Origin of the sequence: Telluribacter sp., from assembly GCF_035998675.1 — a bacterium.
Classification (GTDB): Bacteria; Bacteroidota; Bacteroidia; order Cytophagales; family Spirosomataceae; genus Telluribacter.
Map to the genome: position 1 here is coordinate 1 of NZ_DASYHI010000023.1, position 19,496 is coordinate 19,496.

15 protein-coding genes are annotated in these 19,496 nt (G+C 47.5%); 10 read left to right on the plus strand and 5 right to left on the minus strand.

The genetic code is table 11. From position 1 onward, the window contains the following. On the minus strand, positions 1-563 hold a 563-nt coding region (locus VGN67_RS20935), incomplete at its 3' end, for a carbohydate-binding domain-containing protein (protein ID WP_327488864.1). Positions 564-647: 84 nt separating this feature from the next. Here VGN67_RS20935 and VGN67_RS20940 point away from each other — a divergent pair. Then, the gene (locus VGN67_RS20940) at positions 648-1,745 is read left to right on the plus strand and encodes an acyltransferase family protein (protein WP_327488865.1); all 1,098 of its coding nucleotides are present in this window, start codon (positions 648-650) and stop codon (positions 1,743-1,745) included. A gap of 13 nt (positions 1,746-1,758) precedes the next feature. On the opposite strand, the gene VGN67_RS20945 is transcribed toward VGN67_RS20940, so the two are convergent. Continuing rightward, positions 1,759-4,182: an ABC transporter permease gene (locus VGN67_RS20945; RefSeq protein WP_327488866.1), complete on the minus strand. Its 2,424-nt coding sequence runs from the start codon at positions 4,180-4,182 to the stop codon at positions 1,759-1,761. Positions 4,183-4,431: 249 nt separating this feature from the next. Between VGN67_RS20945 and VGN67_RS20950 the strand changes: the two genes are divergently transcribed. The 3 genes from VGN67_RS20950 (at position 4,432) to VGN67_RS20960 (ending at position 9,354) form a co-directional block, all read left to right on the plus strand. Continuing rightward, positions 4,432-5,373 carry a dihydrodipicolinate synthase family protein gene (locus tag VGN67_RS20950; protein ID WP_327488867.1) on the plus strand — a complete coding sequence of 314 codons (942 nt, stop codon included), beginning with the start codon at positions 4,432-4,434 and terminating at the stop codon, positions 5,371-5,373. A 42-nt stretch (positions 5,374-5,415) separates the two neighbouring features. Next, positions 5,416-6,933, plus strand: a complete 1,518-nt coding sequence (locus VGN67_RS20955; protein ID WP_327488868.1) for a sodium:solute symporter — start codon at positions 5,416-5,418, stop codon at positions 6,931-6,933. A gap of 150 nt (positions 6,934-7,083) precedes the next feature. Further along, positions 7,084-9,354 carry an NADP-dependent malic enzyme gene (locus tag VGN67_RS20960; protein WP_327488869.1) on the plus strand — a complete coding sequence of 757 codons (2,271 nt, stop codon included), beginning with the start codon at positions 7,084-7,086 and terminating at the stop codon, positions 9,352-9,354. A gap of 75 nt (positions 9,355-9,429) precedes the next feature. Here the strand turns inward: VGN67_RS20960 and VGN67_RS20965 are convergent, their stop codons facing one another. Continuing rightward, entirely contained in the window at positions 9,430-9,876 is a 447-nt protein-coding gene (locus tag VGN67_RS20965) for a response regulator (RefSeq protein ID WP_327488870.1), read from the minus strand. 381 nt (positions 9,877-10,257) lie between these two features. Here VGN67_RS20965 and VGN67_RS20970 point away from each other — a divergent pair, with 381 nt between their 5' ends. The 3 genes from VGN67_RS20970 (at position 10,258) to VGN67_RS20980 (ending at position 13,596) form a co-directional block, all read left to right on the plus strand. Then, the gene (locus VGN67_RS20970; RefSeq protein WP_327488871.1) at positions 10,258-11,427 is read left to right on the plus strand and encodes a HAMP domain-containing sensor histidine kinase; all 1,170 of its coding nucleotides are present in this window, start codon (positions 10,258-10,260) and stop codon (positions 11,425-11,427) included. A gap of 231 nt (positions 11,428-11,658) precedes the next feature. Further along, positions 11,659-13,005 carry an NAD(P)/FAD-dependent oxidoreductase gene (locus tag VGN67_RS20975; RefSeq protein ID WP_327488872.1) on the plus strand — a complete coding sequence of 449 codons (1,347 nt, stop codon included), beginning with the start codon at positions 11,659-11,661 and terminating at the stop codon, positions 13,003-13,005. A 63-nt stretch (positions 13,006-13,068) separates the two neighbouring features. After that, entirely contained in the window at positions 13,069-13,596 is a 528-nt protein-coding gene (locus VGN67_RS20980; protein WP_327488873.1) for a YceI family protein, read from the plus strand. 72 nt (positions 13,597-13,668) lie between these two features. On the opposite strand, the gene VGN67_RS20985 is transcribed toward VGN67_RS20980, so the two are convergent. After that, positions 13,669-14,430, minus strand: a complete 762-nt coding sequence (locus VGN67_RS20985) for an NUDIX hydrolase (RefSeq protein ID WP_327488874.1) — start codon at positions 14,428-14,430, stop codon at positions 13,669-13,671. 190 nt (positions 14,431-14,620) lie between these two features. Between VGN67_RS20985 and VGN67_RS20990 the strand changes: the two genes are divergently transcribed. The 3 genes from VGN67_RS20990 (at position 14,621) to VGN67_RS21000 (ending at position 18,698) form a co-directional block, all read left to right on the plus strand. After that, the gene (locus VGN67_RS20990) at positions 14,621-15,580 is read left to right on the plus strand and encodes a ParA family protein (RefSeq protein ID WP_327488875.1); all 960 of its coding nucleotides are present in this window, start codon (positions 14,621-14,623) and stop codon (positions 15,578-15,580) included. A gap of 58 nt (positions 15,581-15,638) precedes the next feature. Next, a complete protein-coding gene (locus VGN67_RS20995) occupies positions 15,639-16,589 on the plus strand; it encodes a hypothetical protein (protein ID WP_327488876.1) in 951 nt (316 codons plus the stop codon). Positions 16,590-17,771: 1,182 nt separating this feature from the next. Beyond that, entirely contained in the window at positions 17,772-18,698 is a 927-nt protein-coding gene (locus VGN67_RS21000; protein WP_327488877.1) for a replication initiation protein, read from the plus strand. A gap of 69 nt (positions 18,699-18,767) precedes the next feature. On the opposite strand, the gene VGN67_RS21005 is transcribed toward VGN67_RS21000, so the two are convergent. Then, the gene (locus tag VGN67_RS21005) at positions 18,768-19,436 is read right to left on the minus strand and encodes a hypothetical protein (protein WP_327488878.1); all 669 of its coding nucleotides are present in this window, start codon (positions 19,434-19,436) and stop codon (positions 18,768-18,770) included. Positions 19,437-19,496 lie beyond the last annotated feature (60 nt).

The window sequence follows — 19,496 nt, forward strand, 5'->3', positions numbered from 1 at the left end:
CTCATGCCCAGGTTGTCGCGGTAGGTTTGCGCCGGCGAAGGCAGCGGCTCCTCATCATCCACGCTGCGGCGTACCTGTTCGGTTCGGGTAAAGGGCCGGATGGAATAATCATCCACCTGCACGATTTGCTCCTTTTTCCCATAAAACACAAAGTAAAGACCCGTGGGAGCATCGGTTTCCTTGATGACCCCTTCGGTACCCATGTACCGGATTTCGATCTTGGCACCCGGTTCCAGTTTAAAGCCCTTTTCGGGTATTAGCTTATACCAGTCCCCGTTAATATGTTGAATAATGGCCGGCTGAGAAGTGGAATTTTCGGAGATGGGCCGGGGGGCCATATTGAAAAATAAGGCCCAGTTTTTGTCATCCAGGGATAATTTGCTATTATTCGTCAGAATAAACATAGCCTCGAATCCATCTTTCTTCGGGGTCAGATTACTGACCAGCTCCCAGGTGACAGTAATGTGCGGTTCGGTCTCGGAGGCGGTTTTTCCGGACGACAAACACCCGGTCAAAAACTGTACGCCCATCAGGAGTAGGGAATAGTATATATTTTTTAGCATGATCTGCCTAGTTAAGTAGTCTTTACAGTACTGAAATCAGTATTTAAACTACTATTTTTTCAATAAATATCAATAACTTTTTCGATGGAGCCCTCCGCAAGCCGATTAATTTCACTGGATGTCCTCCGTGGGTTTACCATTGCGGCCATGATCATGGTAAATTTCCCGGGCCACGGCGACCACGTTTATCCTACATTGAGACATACGGTCTGGAACGGTCTCACCTTCACTGACCTTATAGCTCCTTTTTTCTTGTTTATTGTGGGGGTATCCATTGCGCTGGCGTATTCCGGAAAAATAGAAGCCGGTGTAGCTGACAGTGGCTTACACAGAAAAATACTGGTACGTTCGGTGAAGATATTTGCCGTGGGTATGTTCCTGAACCTGCTGCCCAACTTTGATTTTGCCGAACTAAGGTGGACCGGTACCCTCCACCGTATTGCGATAGTGTTTTTGGTTTGTGCGCTGCTGTTCCTGCATAGTACCTGGAAAACCCAGGCCGTTCTGGCGGCGGTGATTCTGGTTACCTATTGGCTGGCCATGACGCTGATACCTACCCCCGGTACGGGGCGGGTAATGCTGGAACCGGGTGTGAACCTGGCGGCCTGGGTAGATGCCCAGTACCTGCCCGGAAAAATGTGGCAGGGTACCTGGGACCCGGAGGGGATTCTGAGTACTTGGCCTTCCATCGGGACGGGCATAACCGGATTACTGGCGGGAAAGCTGCTGCTTAGTAAGTACAGCCGGAACGAAAAAGTGAATTACCTGATGACCGCCGGGCTATTGACGGCCGCGGTTGGCTACTTCTGGGGGCTTATTTTTCCGGTCAATGAAAACCTCTGGACCAGCTCCTTTGTACTGGTAACCTCCGGCTTGGCGGCCCTGCTGCTGGGGGCCATGTACTTCCTGGTCGATATTCTTCAGCGCCGTAAAGGAATGCAGGCAGGTGTTATCTTTGGAGCCAATGCCATAACAGTTTACGTGCTGGGTGATATCCTCTCCATTCCTTTTTATCAGGTACCTGTGGGTACTTCTACCTTAAACGAACATTTTGTAGCGACACTCATCCAGTCGGGCGTGGCCCCCAGGTTAGCGAGCCTGATTTTTGCGCTTATTTTTGTGGGTATCAATTTTATCCCGGCTTATATTCTTTACCGGAAAAAAATCTTCATTAAGCTTTAAGTCAAATCAGTACCTATTCAGACCGTAAATTTTTTACCGGATTCATCAGGGCTGCCCTGATGCTGTGAAAGCTGACGGTTAGCAAGGCAATGCCAACCGCCAATGTACCCGCTAAAGCAAACACCCACCAGGCCAGGTCAATCCGGTGAGCAAAGTCCTGCAACCAGCGGTCCATGGCGTACCACGCCAGGCAGGTAGCCAGGACAACGGCCAGGCCGACGGGTCGGAGAAAATCCTTTGACAGCAACACGACAATACTGGTAACACTGGCACCCAGCACTTTCCGAATCCCGATTTCTTTCGTACGATTTTTGGCCGTGTACATGGCCAGTCCCAACAGCCCCAGGCAAGCTATACCTACGGCTAGCAGCGAGAACCAACTGAATAGCCCAGCCAGCCGCTCCTCCGACTCGTACTGCTGCTGGAAGTGGTCATCCAGGAAAAAAGATTCAAACGCATTGCCCGGATATACTTCCTGGTAGGTAGCTTCAATGGCGGGTAGGGTACTTGATAGGCTTTTCCCTTGTAAGGTGATGGTCAGGTAGTTGCTATTCCAGGGGATATGGTAAAACAGAATGGGTCCATTCGCCATTTTCAGGGATTGCTGGTGAAAGTCCTGCACGACTCCCACAATTTTCTTAGGAATTACATCGCCAATTTCCTGATTGATGGCACTTTCGGGCGTAGGAAAGCCGAAGGCACGCAGTGCCGTTTGGTTAATAATAACGGCACCGTCGTCAAGCATTATATTTTTATAGAAGTCGCGGCCCGCCAGTACTTTTATTTCGTAGGCTGAAATAAAATCCTCATCTACCGCCAGAACACTGCACAGTTTATAACCGTCACCGGTATCCTGAAACCGCTGGAGCTCCTGGGTCCAGAAAATTTCCTGGCCGGGTATTTCCGAGGAAGCCGTAACGTTTTTGACCCCCACCTTCCCTCCTACCCTTTCCTTAAACAGGGCCAGCTCGTTCATAAAACTTTCCGACCGCAAGACCTTGGGAGCTTTCACTACCAGTTTCTGCTCAATGTTCATGCCCAGATCCTGGTTCTGCATAAAGTTGAGCTGCTGATTTATCACGATGGTAGCTATAATCAGGGCTACCGAAGCGGTAAATTGAAACACCACCAGACCCTTGCGGAGCAATTCGCCCCCAATCTGCCGGGAAATACGCCCTTTCAGCACGGCAATGGGCTTATAGGAAGAAAGTATAAAAGCGGGATAAAAGCCGGACAGAAAGAAACCCAGGCCAAAGGTTGTAAGGGCAACTGCCCAAAACAGGGGCCGCTGAAACAGCGTGTAGCCGATTTGGCTTTGGGCCCAACTGTCAAAGGCGGCAAGTACCAGGACGAACAGGACGGCGGCGAGTAGGAGCGAGCTGACATTGACCACAAAGGATTCAAATAAAAACTGCCGGACCAGCTGCCGCCGACCCGACCCCAGGGCTTTCCGGATGCCTACTTCTTTGGTTCGTTCAATACCCAGGGCGGTGGAAAGGTTAATGTAATTTAACCAACCAATGGCCAGGATGAGCAGGGACACCAGCCCCAGGATGTATACGGTCTCTATTTTCCCGTTGGGTTCAATTTCAGAAGGCATTCGGGAGTAGAGGTGAATGTCCCGAAGGGGTTGCAAAATGAATTTTTGCTCTACCTGGTACTTTCTCAGCATTTTCCCAATGTGCTTTTCGACAAGGCCGGGTAGCCGGTTTTCCAGGGACTCCGCGGAGGTACCGGGCTTGAGAAGCAGGTAGGTATAGAAGTTGGTCCAGTACCAGCCACCGTTGGCAAATTGGTCGTTGGTGAGCAGATTACGGATGGAAAAAAGAAAATCGAAATGAAAATGGCTATTGGAAGGAGAATCAGCAAATACCCCCTCTACCACATAGGTACCTCCTTCCCAGTTTGAACTTAACGTCAGGGTTTTACCGAGGGGGTCTTCCCGGCCAAAGTACTTCTGCGCCATGGATTGCGATATAACCACCGACTCCGGCCGACGCAACACCCGATCCGCCGAGCCCTTTATCAGGGGGAATGAAAACACGTTAAAAAAAGAGGAATCGGTGTAAAACGCTTTTTTCTCGTGGTAACTAACTACTTCCCCTACCCTGTTCTGGTAGCTGACCATGCCGTCGGCTTCGTGCAGCCGCACAAAATCCTGTACCTCCGGAAAAGCCTCCATTATAGCCGGAGCTTCGGCATAGTAGCTAATGGCACTGCTGTTGGTCAGTACCCCGTTTTTATAATCATCCAGTCGGATTCGGTAAATGTTCTCCGCATTTTCGTGGAAAGCGTCGTAGCTCAGTTCATAAAATACAAAACGGGTTATCAGCAGAAAGGCCGTCATGCTGGCGGCCAGCCCAACCACCATAATCAGGGAAATGTACCTTTGCTTGAGCAGGTTTCGCAGGGCAATTTTCAGATAGTTACGTAGCATAGCCGATTAGTACGGTGGTGAGTGGTGGTTGTTTGGGTAAATATAGTTAAAATATTAGTTATAAAACTAATTAAATAGTTATAAAATTTCATGATGCAAAAAGTACCCTTCTGCGGCTATAAATCGGATCACCGTTGGGAAAGTACCTAAAAAATCCAGCCGCCCGAATAGCCTGAAAGGTAGTATACCGGGTACTACTGCTTAGGGTATAGTACCCGGTAATCTTCTACGTTTTATTAACCGAATAGCATGTCAGTAACCGAAAACTTACCCGATGGGCTGTGGCCCGTCATGCTTACCCCGTTCACCAAAAATAACGAAGTTGACCTGGAAGGGTTGGAAAGACTGACGGAGATGTACCTGCAGGCTGGTTCCAACGGACTTTTTGCTAACTGTCTGTCCAGTGAAATGTACCAGATGACCGATGAGGAACGGCTGCTGGTAACCTCCTCGGTAGTTAAAATAGCCCAGGCCCGGGTGCCGGTAGTAGCCACGGGTACTTTCAGCCGCTCGGTGTCCGAAAATATTGATTTTATTAAGAAAATATACGATACCGGAATCCACGCGGTAATACTGATTACCAGTATGCTGGTAGAGCCGGACGAAAGTGAAGATCAGCTAAAAGGTCGGCTCGAAGAGATACTGGAACAAACGGGGCAAATTCCCCTGGGTGTATACGAGTGTCCCGTTCCTTACAAGCGGCTGCTGAGCCCTTCGCTGATGGGCTGGATGGCCTCCACCGGGCGGTTTGTCTACCACAAAGATACCAGCTGCCATTCCGGGGCCATTGACCGTAAGGCAAAGGCCATTAAAGGTACCCGCTTTAACCTCTACAATGCCGACACCACCACGGCCCTTGATTCGCTGGAGTCGGGTGGTAGTGGTATTTCACCGATTTCGGCCAACTACTACCCCGAACCCTACCGGTACCTGCTGGACCAGTACCAGCTCTACGGAAGAAACGAGGAAGTTATTCGCCTGCACGCTATACTTTCTATGATGGACCGGGTTACCCATAGTTTTTACCCCTATGCCGCCAAGGTATTTTTACAGCAGCGTGGCCTGAAAATAGAAACGAACAGCCGGGTACCAACCGAGACTATGGCCCAGGTGGATAAGCTTCGGTTACAGGGCCTACGGGATTCTTTCAAAACGCTGGCCGATTTGCATGGTTTCCCCCTGGTACTTTAATCGTCCTGCCCATTTTTCCTGACCTAAACCACCTCTGAGCCTATGAATCTGCAAGTTACTGACCTGGTCGTTTTTCTCATTTACATGGGTGGGATTACCCTATTTGGTAGTTCGTTTTATTCCAAAAACAAATCCTCCTCGGCTTTTACTCTGGGCAACAGCAACTTCCCTCCCTGGGTAATTACCATGTCTATCTTTGCTACTTTCGTCAGTAGTATCAGCTTTCTGGCCCTGCCGGGTACTGCCTACCTCTCCAACTGGAACGCCTTCGTATTCAGTCTTTCTCTGCCTATTTCCTCCATTATGGCAGTGAAGTTTTTTGTACCACTCTACCGTAAAATAAACAGCCCCTCGGCCTACGCCTACATGGAAACGAGGTTCGGGCTGTGGGCCAGGGTTTACGTTTCGGCCTGTTATATTCTTACGCAGGTGATGCGCATTGGAACCATCCTGTACCTGCTGGCCCTGCCGGTCACGACTTTGCTGGGCTGGGACATCGTAACCATTATTATTGTTACGGGGCTGACGGTCATGGTATATTCTCTGTTGGGTGGAATACAGGCCGTTATGTGGACCGACGCCATCCAGGGCATAGTACTTATTTCGGGGGCGCTGCTGTGTTTGTTTTACATCTGGTACCTGATGCCCGAAGGCACCGGGCAGGTATTTTCCATTGGGCAGCAGTACGAAAAATTCAGTTTGGGGAGCTTTGGGTTAAGTCTGACCGAATCTACCTTTTGGGTAGTACTTATCTACGGGATTTTTATCAATTTACAGAACTACGGTATCGACCAGAACTACGTACAGCGCTACATGGCCTCCCGCTCCGACCAGGAAGCCAAACGTTCGGCCTTTTTTGGCGGACTGCTTTACCTGCCGGTATCGTTTCTGTTTTTTCTAATTGGTACCTCCCTGTTCGCCTACTATAACGCAGTTCCGGGCGATTTGCCCGCCGAGCTTGGTACTCCGGCCATGAGCGACCGGGTGTTTCCCTATTTTATCGTCAACAAACTCCCGCCCGGCCTCACCGGCCTCCTGATTGCTTCCATTTTTGCCGCCGGTATGAGTACCATTTCAACCAGTATCAATAGCTCAGCCACCGTTATCCTAACGGATTACTACAAGCGATTTAGTCGGGAGGAGATTTCGGACCAGGCCGAACTACGGGTACTTTACCTGACTTCGTTAGTCATAAGTCTGGTAGGTATCCTGATTGGTGTCGCTATGATCAACGTCAAAAGTGCACTGGATGCCTGGTGGAAAATGGCTTCGGTTTTCAGCGGAGGCATGCTGGGCCTGTTCCTGTTGGGCGCTTTTGTCAAAAGGATAAACGTAAAAGGGGCCATCGCCGGGGTTATCCTGGGCCTGCTGGTAATCTTATGGATGAGCCTCTCCCCGCTCCTCTTCACCGAAGGTTCGCTCAAAGAACTGGCCAGCCCGTTTCATGGGTATCTGACCATTGTTTTTGGTACCATGGCAATCTTCCTGGTCGGATTTTTCTCGGCTTTCCTCCTCAAAGGGAAATCCACCCAACCGGCTCCGGTCTACGAACCGGAATAAAATGGGAGTCTTCTCCTTTGTTGGGCCACCGTTGACATAAAAGCTTACTAATTCGGAGGTTCTCCGGGCAAAAAATCCAATTTTGCCCGGAGATAATTATTTTTGGCCCTAATAATTCGTAGTATTGGAGCACTTCATCCAACCAAAACCATGATAAAAATTAACAAGCAGGATGCCTTAAACTACCATCAGCAGGGGCAACCCGGTAAAATTGAGGTAGTTCCTACCAAGATGCTCAGCACGCAGCTGGACCTGGCGCTGGCTTATTCGCCGGGCGTGGCAGAACCCTGTAAAGAAATTGCCCTCAATAAAGAAGATGTCTATAAATATACCGCCAAGGGTAACCTGGTGGGGGTTATTTCTAACGGTACGGCCGTACTTGGTTTGGGCAATATTGGTCCCGATGCCTCCAAGCCCGTTATGGAAGGGAAAGGGGTACTTTTCAAAAAATTCGCGGGTATTGACGTCTTTGATATTGAAATAAACTGTACCGACCCGGACGAATTCATCCGGATTGTGCGTTCACTGGAACCTACTTTTGGCGGGATTAATCTGGAAGATATCAAAGCACCCGAATGCTTTCAGATTGAAACGGCCCTGCGGGAACAGGTGAACATTCCGCTTATGCACGACGACCAGCACGGGACGGCTATTATTTCCAGTGCCGCCCTGCTGAATGCCCTCGAACTGGTCGACAAGGATATAAGTACCATAAAAATGGTCATGAACGGAGCCGGGGCCGCCGCTATTTCCTGCCTTAAACTATACGTCTCGCTCGGCCTGAACGTGGAGAATGTGGTGGTTTTTGACAAAGATGGAATTATCAACGCCGACCGCCGGGACCTGGACCCTTACCGCTCCCTGTTTGTAACGAAGCGGGCCATAACTACGCTGGAGGAAGCCATGGCCGGGGCGGATGTTTTTATCGGTCTGTCGGCGGGGAATGTACTCCCTCCCGACTACGTAAAGCTCATGGCCAACGACCCCATCATTTTTGCCCTGGCCAATCCGGACCCCGAGATTGCCTACGATCTGGCCATGTCCATCCGGGAAGACCTTGTTATGGCCACGGGGCGCTCGGACCATCCCAACCAGGTCAATAATGTACTCGGCTTCCCCTATATATTCCGGGGAGCCTTGGATGTACGGGCAACTGAAATCAACGAAGATATGAAGCTGGCCGCGGTAAAGGCGCTGGCGCAGTTAGCGAAAGAACCTGTACCTGAGATAGTTAACAAAGCTTACGGGGACAGTACCATTACCTTTGGTAAAGAGTACCTGATTCCCAAGCCCCTGGACACCCGACTAATTACCCACGTGAGTCCGGCGGTAGCGAGGGCGGCGATGGACTCGGGAGTAGCCCGACTCCGCATCGAAAACTGGGAACAATACGACCTGGAACTACAGGAACGGATTGGGATTGATCAGAAATTGATGAACCGCATCATTACCCAGGCAAAAAAACACCCGCAGCGGATTGTCTTTGCCGAAGCCGACCACATCAAAATTTTAAAAGCCGCCCAGCAGGTACTTGAACAGAAAATCGCCTACCCTATTCTGCTGGGAAATCATGAAAAAATAGAAGCCCTCATAGAAGAACATGGTCTGGACCTGACGGAGGCAACCATTATTGACCCTGTTAAAGAAGAAGGTACCCGTGAAAAGTTTGCCCGTCTTTTATACGAAAAGCGTAACCGTAAAGGGATGACCATTTTTGATGCCCGGCAGGCCGTACTTTCCCGCAACTACTTCGGGAGCCTCATGGTGGAAACGAACCAGGCCGACGCACTCATTTCCGGCCTGACCCGCGACTACTCCAAAACTATCCTGCCCGCGCTGCACGTTATTGGTGTAGAGGAAGGTGTCAATAAAGTAGCCGGTATGTACATAGTCCAGACCCGAAAGGAACCTTATTTTCTGGCCGACACAACGGTAAATGTTGACCCAACCGCCGAGGAGTTGTGTGATATTATTGGTCTGTCGGCCAAAGCCGTTCGTTTTTTTGACGCCGAACCCCGCATGGCGGTACTCTCCTATTCTAACTTCGGTTCCAGCCGGGGACCCATTCCTTCCAAAGCCGCTGAGGCAGTCAGGCAGGCCAGAAAGAAGTACCCTGACCTGATTATTGATGGGGAAATACAGGCCAATACGGCCGTAAACCGCGGCCTGTTGCAGGAGCATTATCCGTTCAGTCAGTTGGCGGAAAAAGGGGCCAATACGCTTATTTTCCCGGATCTGAATTCCGGAAATATTGCTTATAAACTCCTACAGGAAATCGGGGGCGCTGAAACTATCGGACCTTTGCTGATGGGGATGCGCAAGCCAGTACATATACTCCAGTTAGGCTCGTCGACCCGGGATATTGTCAATATGGTATCCATTGCTGTTGTAGATGCCCAAAATTACCACAAAAGCCTGTAATATAAAGGATTCAGAACGGGAAGGTACTTGTTCTGAATCCTGTTTCCAAATTGTTACTTTTTAATTCGGCCAGCATTAAATATTGTCGCCGGGTAAAGTTACGGTATTCCACCAGTACTGGCGTAAGGTTTCGAAATAGTCCAGCCATTTTTTGTAATCCATTGGTTTTACCAGGTAGGCAGTACCTCCGTACTTATAAACCTCTGATATATCGGACATTTCATTAGAATAACTAAGTACTACTACCGGAAGTGTTAAAAACGGAGAACCTTGGCCTTTCAACTCAGCGAGCAAGCCCCAGCCATCTTCCCGCTTGGGCAGATACAGGTCCAGTAAAACCAGGTTTGGTAGTCGCGATTCATTGCGTAGGCAATCGGTAAGGTATTTTTTTGCCTCATCGGGCGTGGTAGCCAATATGGCCTGTATCCCGGGTAAACGCTCTTTTATCGCAGATTGAATTATAGCCCAATGATCCGGATTATCTTCTACAATCAATATTTGTGACTGCCGTATTTTTTGCATAGAAGGTTTCTAATTCAAAAGTTAAATTTCCCAAAAACAACTATTTTGTCATAGGGAAGCCTAGGGTAGAGATAAAAGTAAGGTAAAACAAATTTTTAATGAAAAGGGAATAACTGCAAATTTCTAACCTTTTTTTTAGTTCCTGGTTAAAAGTAAACCTCTACCTTATTCCTTCATCCTGTATGTACTATTGATTTTTCCAGGAATAAGCCCGTTAAAGTAAATAGTTTATCTTATCCCTTGCCTATGTCTACTTTATCCGTTGATCATTTAGACCAACAAAAGCAGTTGGCTGCCTACCTGTTCAGTCGGCGGGAAGCTTTGCTGAACAATTGGCGAAGAGACTTAGAGGAGAAAACTTCTTTGGCATCCTTACAAGCCATGTCACGTCAGGAATTCATTGATTTGACCCCCCTCCTGCTGGAGGTTTACAATCAGCGTTTACAGGAGGAAGAACAGTCAAAAGATCCGGTTCGGATAAGCAGTGAACACGGTCTGCACCGGTGGCACTATGGTTTCTCTTTGAGGACGCTCTTCACCGAAATCAAATTTTTGTATGCCTGCCTGGCGAACGAACTGGACCAATTCTGGAAATTATATCCTGATACCAGCCCCGAAGTAATTCAAAGGGCTTATCATCTGTTAATAGAATTGTTGAATGAAAACATTGAGGGTAGCGCCAACCGCTTCGACGAGCTGGAGCGGATGGAGGCCGCCAGCCGGGCGGCTAACCTGGAAATTGCCCTCCAAAAACTCAATGAATTAACCCGCCAAAGGGGTGATATTCTCCGCACTTCCTCACACGATTTGCGGGGCAGCATGAGCGTCATACAAAGTACTGCATTTATGCTGGATATGGAAGGCACCACGCCGGATGAGCGAAAGCAGCTGCTGGAAATGATGAACCGCAACCTGCAGAACGTCCAAATCATGATGCAGCAGCTTATGAATCTGGCTCGTCTGGAAGCGGGTCAGGAGAGTGTTGAAATTCAATCGTTTGACGCCAGCCAGGTCCTAAACGAGTTGATAGATGGGGCCCGCACGTTAGCGAACGAACGTAACCTGGTACTAATGGCCGACGGCCCCACAAAGCTTCTTGTCAGGACTGATCCAATTAAGTTACGTCGCATTGTTCAAAACCTGTTGTTAAACGCTATCAATTATACCCCTTCCGGGGTGGTATCGGTTACCTGGGCCAATGAAAACGAGGCCCGCTGGACGGTGGCTGTACAGGATTCGGGTCCGGGACTCCCCAAAGGATTGGTTTCACTACTATCGCACCACCTTCAGCCGATCGAAGAAAACACGGGTGTAAAAGGCAAAATTGAGATTGAAGACCAGGATCCAATAGTTTATGAACCCAAGGCCCTGAGCGTCATTAATGAGCAAGCAGGTAGTAATTATTCCTCCAAATCCAGTGGTGAAGGAGTGGGGCTCTACATTGTAAAAAGACTCTGTGAAATTTTGCAGGCCTCTATGGATATAGAATCGGTACCCGGTAAAGGTACTATCTTCAGAATCAGATTTTTAATGAATCAGGATAATCAATAATCCTGGCCAGTAACCCTATGGTTATCAATTCGTTGTAGCTTTCCAACAAAACAGACTTTAAATTATCCATAACAGGCTATACATTGCCTCTGACATGACACTTACATCACCCAAAAATTTCTACTGCCCATAGGCTTCTTATAGTCAGGTGTGTTACCTCCCTCCTACTTTATGGCATAGGTTTTATGCCTATGTCTAACGTGTATTTATTCATTATTCAACCGCTCAAATATGCTAGAGATAGATAAGTTATCGCTTAATATACCCGATACAACCAAACCCAGAGTAATAATAGTAGGTGGAGGTTTTGGGGGAATAAATCTGACCAAAAAACTGGCTGGTAAAGATTTCCAGGTAGTTATGTTTGACATCCAGAATTACCACGGTTTCTGGCCCCTTTTGTACCAGGTAGCCACGGCCGGTCTCGAGCCCGATTCCATTGCCGAGCCAATCCGAAAAATGTTTGGGAGTGATGAAATCGAAGATTTTCACTTTCGCCACGTACGGGTAACCTCCATTGACCCGGCCACAAAAACGGTCAAAACCCTGATTGGTGATATCAAATATGATTACGTAGTAATTGCCACCGGTACCAAATCCAACTATTTTGGAAATGACCAAATCAAATTAAATTCTTTTCCCCTCAAGCGGGTCACCGATGCCCTGAATCTGAGAAGCCAGTTTTTGCAATGCTTTGAGCAAGCCAACATGATTATTGACCCGGAAACCCGGCAAAGTCTGCTCAATTTTGTGATTGTGGGGGGTGGCCCCACCGGGGTGGAACTGGCAGGCGCGCTCGCAGAAATGCGCAAATACATTCTTCCAACCGACTATCCGGGTCTGGATTTTAACAAGATGAATATTTACCTGGTGGAAGGTCTGGACCGAGTACTTCCCCCCATGTCTCCCCAGGCCAGCGAGAAAACCTACAAGTACCTGAATAAAATGGGAATCCAGATCAGGCTGAATACCCTGGTTGAATCCTATGATGGCCATACCGTTACCTTCAAAGGTGGCGAACAGATAAAGGCACATACCCTGATTTGGGCGGCTGGTGTTACCGGGGCCGTGGTGGACGGTTTACCAGTCCAATCGGTAGAGCGGGGTAAAATATTGGTAGACCGGTACAATGGCGTACTCGGTTGTGAAGGAGTCTACGCCATTGGAGACGTGGCCCTGATGAAAACGGACAAGTACCCTAAGGGACATCCGGGTGTGGCTCAGCCAGCGATACAGCAGGGAAAGTTGTTGGCCAAAAACCTGAAAAGAAAAATCAGAAATGAATCGCTGGAAGAGTTTGAGTACTTCGACAAAGGTTCACTGGCCATTATAGGCCGTAACCGGGCTGTGGCCGACCTGCCCGGCAATATCCACCTGGGTGGTTTCTTAGCCTGGGTAACCTGGCTTTTTGTACACATTATGTACCTGATCGGCTTCCGGAATAAACTGGTAGTACTTAGCAACTGGCTTTATAAATTTTTCACCTACGAAAATGGCACCCGGCTGATTATCAGACCATTTGTACGAAAGGGAGACCGAGCCTCGGAAGACTTCATCGAAAAGTTCAGGATTGAATAACTAAGAAACCTCTGCCAGATATTAATTTTTTAAAACTATGTTCCACCATTAATCTTTGTAAGAATGGCAAGATGGAAAGTTGACCCGGCGCACAGTGAAATCCAGTTTAAAGTAAAACACCTGATGATAACCACCGTGACCGGCTACTTCAAAACGTTTGATATACAGGCTGAAACCGAAGGTGATAATTTTGAAAATGTAACTGAGCTGGTTTTTACCGCTGATGTTGACAGTATCAATACAAATAATGAGCAGCGCGATACCCACCTGCGTTCAGTTGACTTTTTTGATGCTGAGAATCATGCTCAGGTAAGATTTGTGGGTACAACCTATGAGCCAACCGGGGATGATACGGCAAAACTTCACGGTGAATTAAGCATTCGGGAAGTAACCAAACCCATCACAGTCAATGTAGAATACGGCGGAATGGTGGTTGATCCTTACGGGCAGACCAAGGCCGGATTTACCGTTGACGGCAAAATAAGCCGGAAAGAGTTCAACCTGACGTGGAACGCCGTTACCGAAGCGGGAAGTGTGGTGGTCAGTGACGACATTCGCCTGCACGGTGAAGTACAGCTGGTTAAACAGTAGTGAAAATAAAAAAGACAAGCAGAAACCCCTGATGCTACTACCTTAGTGTCAGGGGTTTCTGCTCTTTAGTGTTCATAAAAACATCAGGCTACCTTCCTGCAGAGCCGCCTCATACTGCTCCTTGTTGAATGAGTACAGGTAGGGCGAACGGTGTGCCCCACCCCGCCGACGCTCTTTGAGGCGGTCCAAAATTTCCAACCCCAGTATCTTCTTCTGAAAATTTCGGGGATCCAGCGTCCGCCCCAGAATCGTTTCGTACAATTTCTGTAATTCGGGCATCGTAAACTTTTCCGGCAGCAGGTTATAGCCGATTGGTTGCCAGTTGAGCTGAATCCGCAGGGTTTTTAAGGCTGAATCAATTATATCGTTGTGGTCAAATAGTAGCGGAGGTACCATATCAACGTCCCACCACTGGCAGGCCTCCGTCATAAAATCCGGCGTTGGGTTGACCCTCGAGAAATCAACCAGTGCGTAGTACCCAATGGAAATGGTACGGTTGGTCCAGCGGAAGTGGTCAATCGGGAGGTTCAACCTCTTCCAGGTATCGGCTGTATCGTAGCGGACCGAGGCACCAAACGTTTGAAACTGGCGCAGAAAAATATTTCTCAGCCCGGTTCTTTCCTCAAGTACCCGTTGGGCCGAATCATCCACCGACTCAGTTTTATGAATAAATCCTCCCGGTAGGCTCCATTCCTCCGTATTTTTCCAGCGTACCAAAAGTACCTTTAGCTGGTTTTCGTGGAAGCCGAATATGATACAATCTACTGATAAATAAGGAATCGCTTCCTTGTCAATTCGGTCAAAGTGAAATTCAAGCTGCTGTGTATATTCCATGTGAGAAGCCCTTGGCCATTGCATTGGTAAGTAAAGTACCAAGTGTAAAACTAAATAACATATCAATAATTTCTACTTACTTCTTTATTTGGCCAAACAGAAAATGAAAATTATTGTCTATTTTTTTTGACATTGTATTGCCAAAAACATTTATTTGTCTAAAAAACAAGCCTAACCCAATACCTTTCGTATGCTCACTCCTGAAAAGGCAATAGAGTTTTTTCAAAAGAATCCCGCGCTATCCCTTTCGGTCATCGAGAAGGAAGCCGGACTACCTTCCAGTACTTTATCCAAGGCCGTTGCCGGCAAGCGAAATCTGAACGAGAAGCACCTTCAGGCCCTTCATCCGGTACTTAGCAAGTATGGTTTTCGCGAACAGCAGCCTACCAAAGCCCGGGTAATTTCTATTATAAATCATAAGGGCGGCGTAGGAAAAACCACCACTACCATCAATCTGGGCAAGGCTCTTTCCGTTTTGGGCAGTCGGGTTCTTTTAATTGATATGGACTCTCAGGGAAACCTAACTCAGGCGCTGGGCATTGATGAACCCCAGCGACAGGTAGTTGATTCACTGCTGAGAAGCGAACCCCTTCCCCTCTGTTCCATTGCTGAACGCTACGACCTGGCTCCCAGCGACCTGGAACTGGCTTATGCCGATCTGGAATTGGTACAGGCAGTCGGCGGTGTTAATCAGCTACGAAACGCGCTTGCCCCGCTCAGGCCCAACTACGACTTTATTCTCATTGACTGCCCCCCGGCGCTCAATATTTTTACAAATTGCTCCCTGGTGGCGTCCAATTCGTGTATCATTACCTTACAACCCGAAGCATCGGCCATGAAAGGAGTCAGCAACCTTTTTGACCGGATTTTTCAGGTTCGTGACCGTATTAACTATGAACTGAAAGTAGAAGGACTAGTACTTACCATGGTTGATAAAAGGTTAAAGGTTCACCGCGATATGATTGACTATGTGAACACTACCCTGGGTGACTTTCCCATATTCAAAACCGAAATCCGGAATAACGTCACCATCAAGGAATCGCAGATTGCCCAACAGGATATTTTTACCTACTCGCCCAATTCCAACGGTGCCGAGGACTACATGAATCTTGCCAAAGAATTGTTATCCGGCAGTTACCGGAAAGTGTAAAACGTATATTAAAAAATAGCAGGGAAGGGGAAGAACAGGTTTACAATCAACGATAAAAATGAAAAAATACCAAAGTTTTCTCGGTGAGAAAAAGATGATAAAAGATCAGGGGCTGCTCCGCCACGAGGAAATCCGTCGCCAGATACAGATACTGCCAGAACTGGAAGAGCTTATTCCACCGTTACAGGCGGATGAATTCCGGCAACTGGAAGAAAACATAATCAGGGAAGGCTGCCGGGAGGCCTTGCTGATCTGGGAAACTACCGAAAACATAGTGGATACCGCTAGTGATTCCACGGCAGGTACCTTTGTGTTAGTTGATGGACACAACCGCTATAGGATATGCCAGAAAAACGGGCTTGACTTCAAGATTCATCTGGTTTCTTTTCCTTCCATGACCGAGGTCAGGGACTACATGATTGATAACCAGTTGGGTAGACGTAACCTTTCACCTGAGCAAATTTCTTACCTGAGGGGAAAAAAGTACCTGGCCCAAAAGCTTAGTCGCGGTAAATATGACCGTTCCGGGCATAAAGGTCAAAATGTCCCTTATGAACCGGAGGAGCAAACAGGTCAAAATGACCCTTATGGACTAGAAGCTTCCGGCTCAACTTCCAAACGATTGGCAAAGCAGTTTAATGTCAGCGAAAAGACCATTAAGCGAGACGCAGAATTTGCCGAAGGTCTGGATAAACTGGCACCAGATTTACGGAAGAATATCCTGAGTGGAAAAGCCGGGGTTAAAAAATCGGATATTCAGCAGCTGGCAAAGTCTGCTACGGGAAGTAGCGAACCTATCTCTGATTTGAACGGCGTACTTACCCCAACCGAACCGGCTACCGCTGAACGCCAAACTTTGTCGGGAGCTGCTGCCGAACAACAGGCGCATTTGAAAAAGAAACTGAAAGCGCTGGTTGCCAAACTTGAGAAAGGTAGTATAAATGGGAAAGTTTGTGACGACATAATCTCCTGTGCAACAGACCTTAAAGTTCTGTTAGGGAAAAAGTAAATAGAATTCTGCCCAGGTGAGGGAGCATAAGGGTCAGATTGTCCCTTATGCTCCCTCACCTGTTTTTATATATTTTATTTGTAAGTGAACTACGACAAAATCCTCGTTGAGTGTACCTATTCTGGGTACTTTTTAGCTACGGTAATAGAAGGCTTTCATCTAATTGCGACAAAATCCTCGTGAATTCGTCGAAATTAAATCAGTCCCGGACAAGTTATGGGAAAAGATGGAGGTAAAAAGGCCGAACTACGACAAAATCCTCGCGAACGAGGGACAAGGAGGTACCTTGGATAGTAAGTGCAAGGCAAGCCAGGGTAGCCCAATTACGACAAAATCCTCGTGCTTTTCGGAGTAGATTTTCATTACTACAGAGGTCTTCAATAAAGGTTTTAAATGTATCTGTGGTATTGGAACTACGACAAAATCCTAGTAAAGTCTTTCTAAAGTTTACTATACTGGACACCTCATTTACGACAAAATCCTCGTGAATGTCGGGTTTCATCAGGTCTCATTCTGGGCAAATTACGACAAAATCCTCGTGCTTTTCCTAGAGAGAAGCAAGGCTAATCCTGTAATAGTTGTTTGGTTTCCAGGTATAATTATAAAGATTAGGTAATTCGATTTCAGTGGTGGGAAAAAGGCTCGTATAAGAAAAAGCTGAGGACTACCGGGAATAAACAAGTACTCTTCAACCAACTAACTGCTACCGAACCGGTGAACCGGACGACCGTTTATTTCAGAAGGGGCGGAATACTGTTGCCTAATTACGACAAAATCCTCGTCACGGCCCTACTTATGACTCAATGAGTTTTGGTTCTTTTTTTGTTTTTCTTCGCCCATTTCCAGCTGTTTTAGAGTTATCCACACTATTTTACTTAAAAAATAGCCACATCAATCAATTGTGTATTTATTTAGGTAATTATTACTTGTTATTTGAAGGCCCGTATCTGTTTAATAGACAGCTGGTTAATGTGACTAATTGCGACATTTTCCTCGTTACGTGCGACACTTTCCTCGTCTGCTGCGACATTTTCCTCGAAGAACTACGGCAAAAACCTCGTTACGTACGACATATTCCTCGTTGTGCTGCGTCATTTTCCTCGTTAATTGCGACAAAAGTTATCCACTGTCGTAGTTATAGCTTTGTTTTTTTATATTGCGGTGGAAAAGCTCCAACATCCTATGAAATCTAAGGAAAAAAGTCTGACGCAGGAAGTATCCCACAAACTTATTACGCAGGACAATGCTATTACAAGTGCGCGTTATGAAATGTCAGCCCTTGAGAAAAACATTGTGTACCTGCTGATGGGGCAGCTGAAGCAAAGTGATCAGTCAGATACCCTGTATTTTATTTCGGTACGGGAGCTCATGGACCTTACCCATACCAAGAACTCTTACGAAGACTTAAAGCGGGCGACTGAAAGCCTGGTAGGGCGGGTTTTGAGCATTCCACGTCCCAACGGAAACCTTCTTCAGGCTTCCCTAATTTCTTCGGCTGAATATATCTACGGACAGGGTATTATTGAAATTAGCCTGGACCCCAAAATTCGCCCTTACTTTTTTGACCTCAAGAAAAACTTTACCACCTTCCAGCTTCACATGGCGCTGAGCCTGAACAGCAAATATGCCAAACGAATCTACGAAATGCTTTCTCAGTTTAAGGACCTGGGGTACCTGAAGTTGAATTTGCTTGAAATAAAGAAAAGGCTTCACCTGTACGACGAGAAGAAAGGCGAGGAACAGTACCAAAACTGGAATGACTTTGTGCGGCGGATCCTGAACGTAGCAAAAAAGGAAATCAATGAAAAGACGGACCTTAGGGTTGATTATAAAGGCATAAAAAAGGGGAGGAAGTACGTGGAGGTGGAGTTTTCCATAAAGCTGAAGGAAGGAAAGCAAATTCCTCTCACCATTGATGATACTACCACGGTACTCTTCAGCCGTCTGGTAAATGATTTCCGGCTTCGGCGCGACCAGGCGGCGGTTATTGTAGAACGCTATTCGGTGCCCGAAATTAATAAAGCCCTGTACGATATTAGTCTAAAAGTAGCCGATGGTACCGTGGGCAACGTGGGCGCTTACACGGCCAAGGTTTTTAATGTAAGCTAGGGTAGGAGAGGAGCCTGCTCTGAAGTACTTTGTCACTTGGTCAACCAGGACCTGCACGTTCCTTTATGGTTAACCCAGCGAGAGTAACAATACGCTATAGGCCAGCGAACCTGCCAGGAAGGCCCAGAACCGACTTTCACGTTCCTCCGGTAACTCCTCTTTCAGTACATTCAGGATAACTCCTCCTCCAATAAAGGCCAGTACCAGCACAAACAGCGTGTGGGAAATTTCAATAAAAAAACCAGTAACCCAACCAAGTACCAATGCTCCAACCAGGACCCAGCGCCCGGAAGTAGAGTACTTCCTTCTGTGGTGCTCATATAATCCGAAATCATTGACCAGAAAGTGCAGGGCCATTGCAATTGAGAAAAGAATAAGTTCTTTTAAGGGGCCTTCCTCCCGCGTGAACAGCAAGTACCCTATGAGGGCGTTATAGATGCCAAATGAGGTGATGTGAAGCCAGAACATACCCGGCTCAGGCCTTTTTTTCTGATCTTCATCAACATGGCTTTTTCCTTTTTGGCTGGACTTCGAAACCAGACGTTCCAAACCATAAAAAACAGACAGTCCCAGCAGCGCCATCAGGTAAACGTGGTGCCTCAGAAAAGCTTCCCCGACAAATTCGCTCTGTATATGCTTCTGTCCGGCGTTAAGTTCGGGGAAGAGGTGCAAAAAAACGTAGGATACCGATACACCTCCGGCCATCGAAAGCCAGATACTCCTGGGTAAAACAGTCAAGAACTTCAATTTAGCACCGAAAGAGTGAATTAACCCCAGTAGTAATATGGGCCAGAAGGA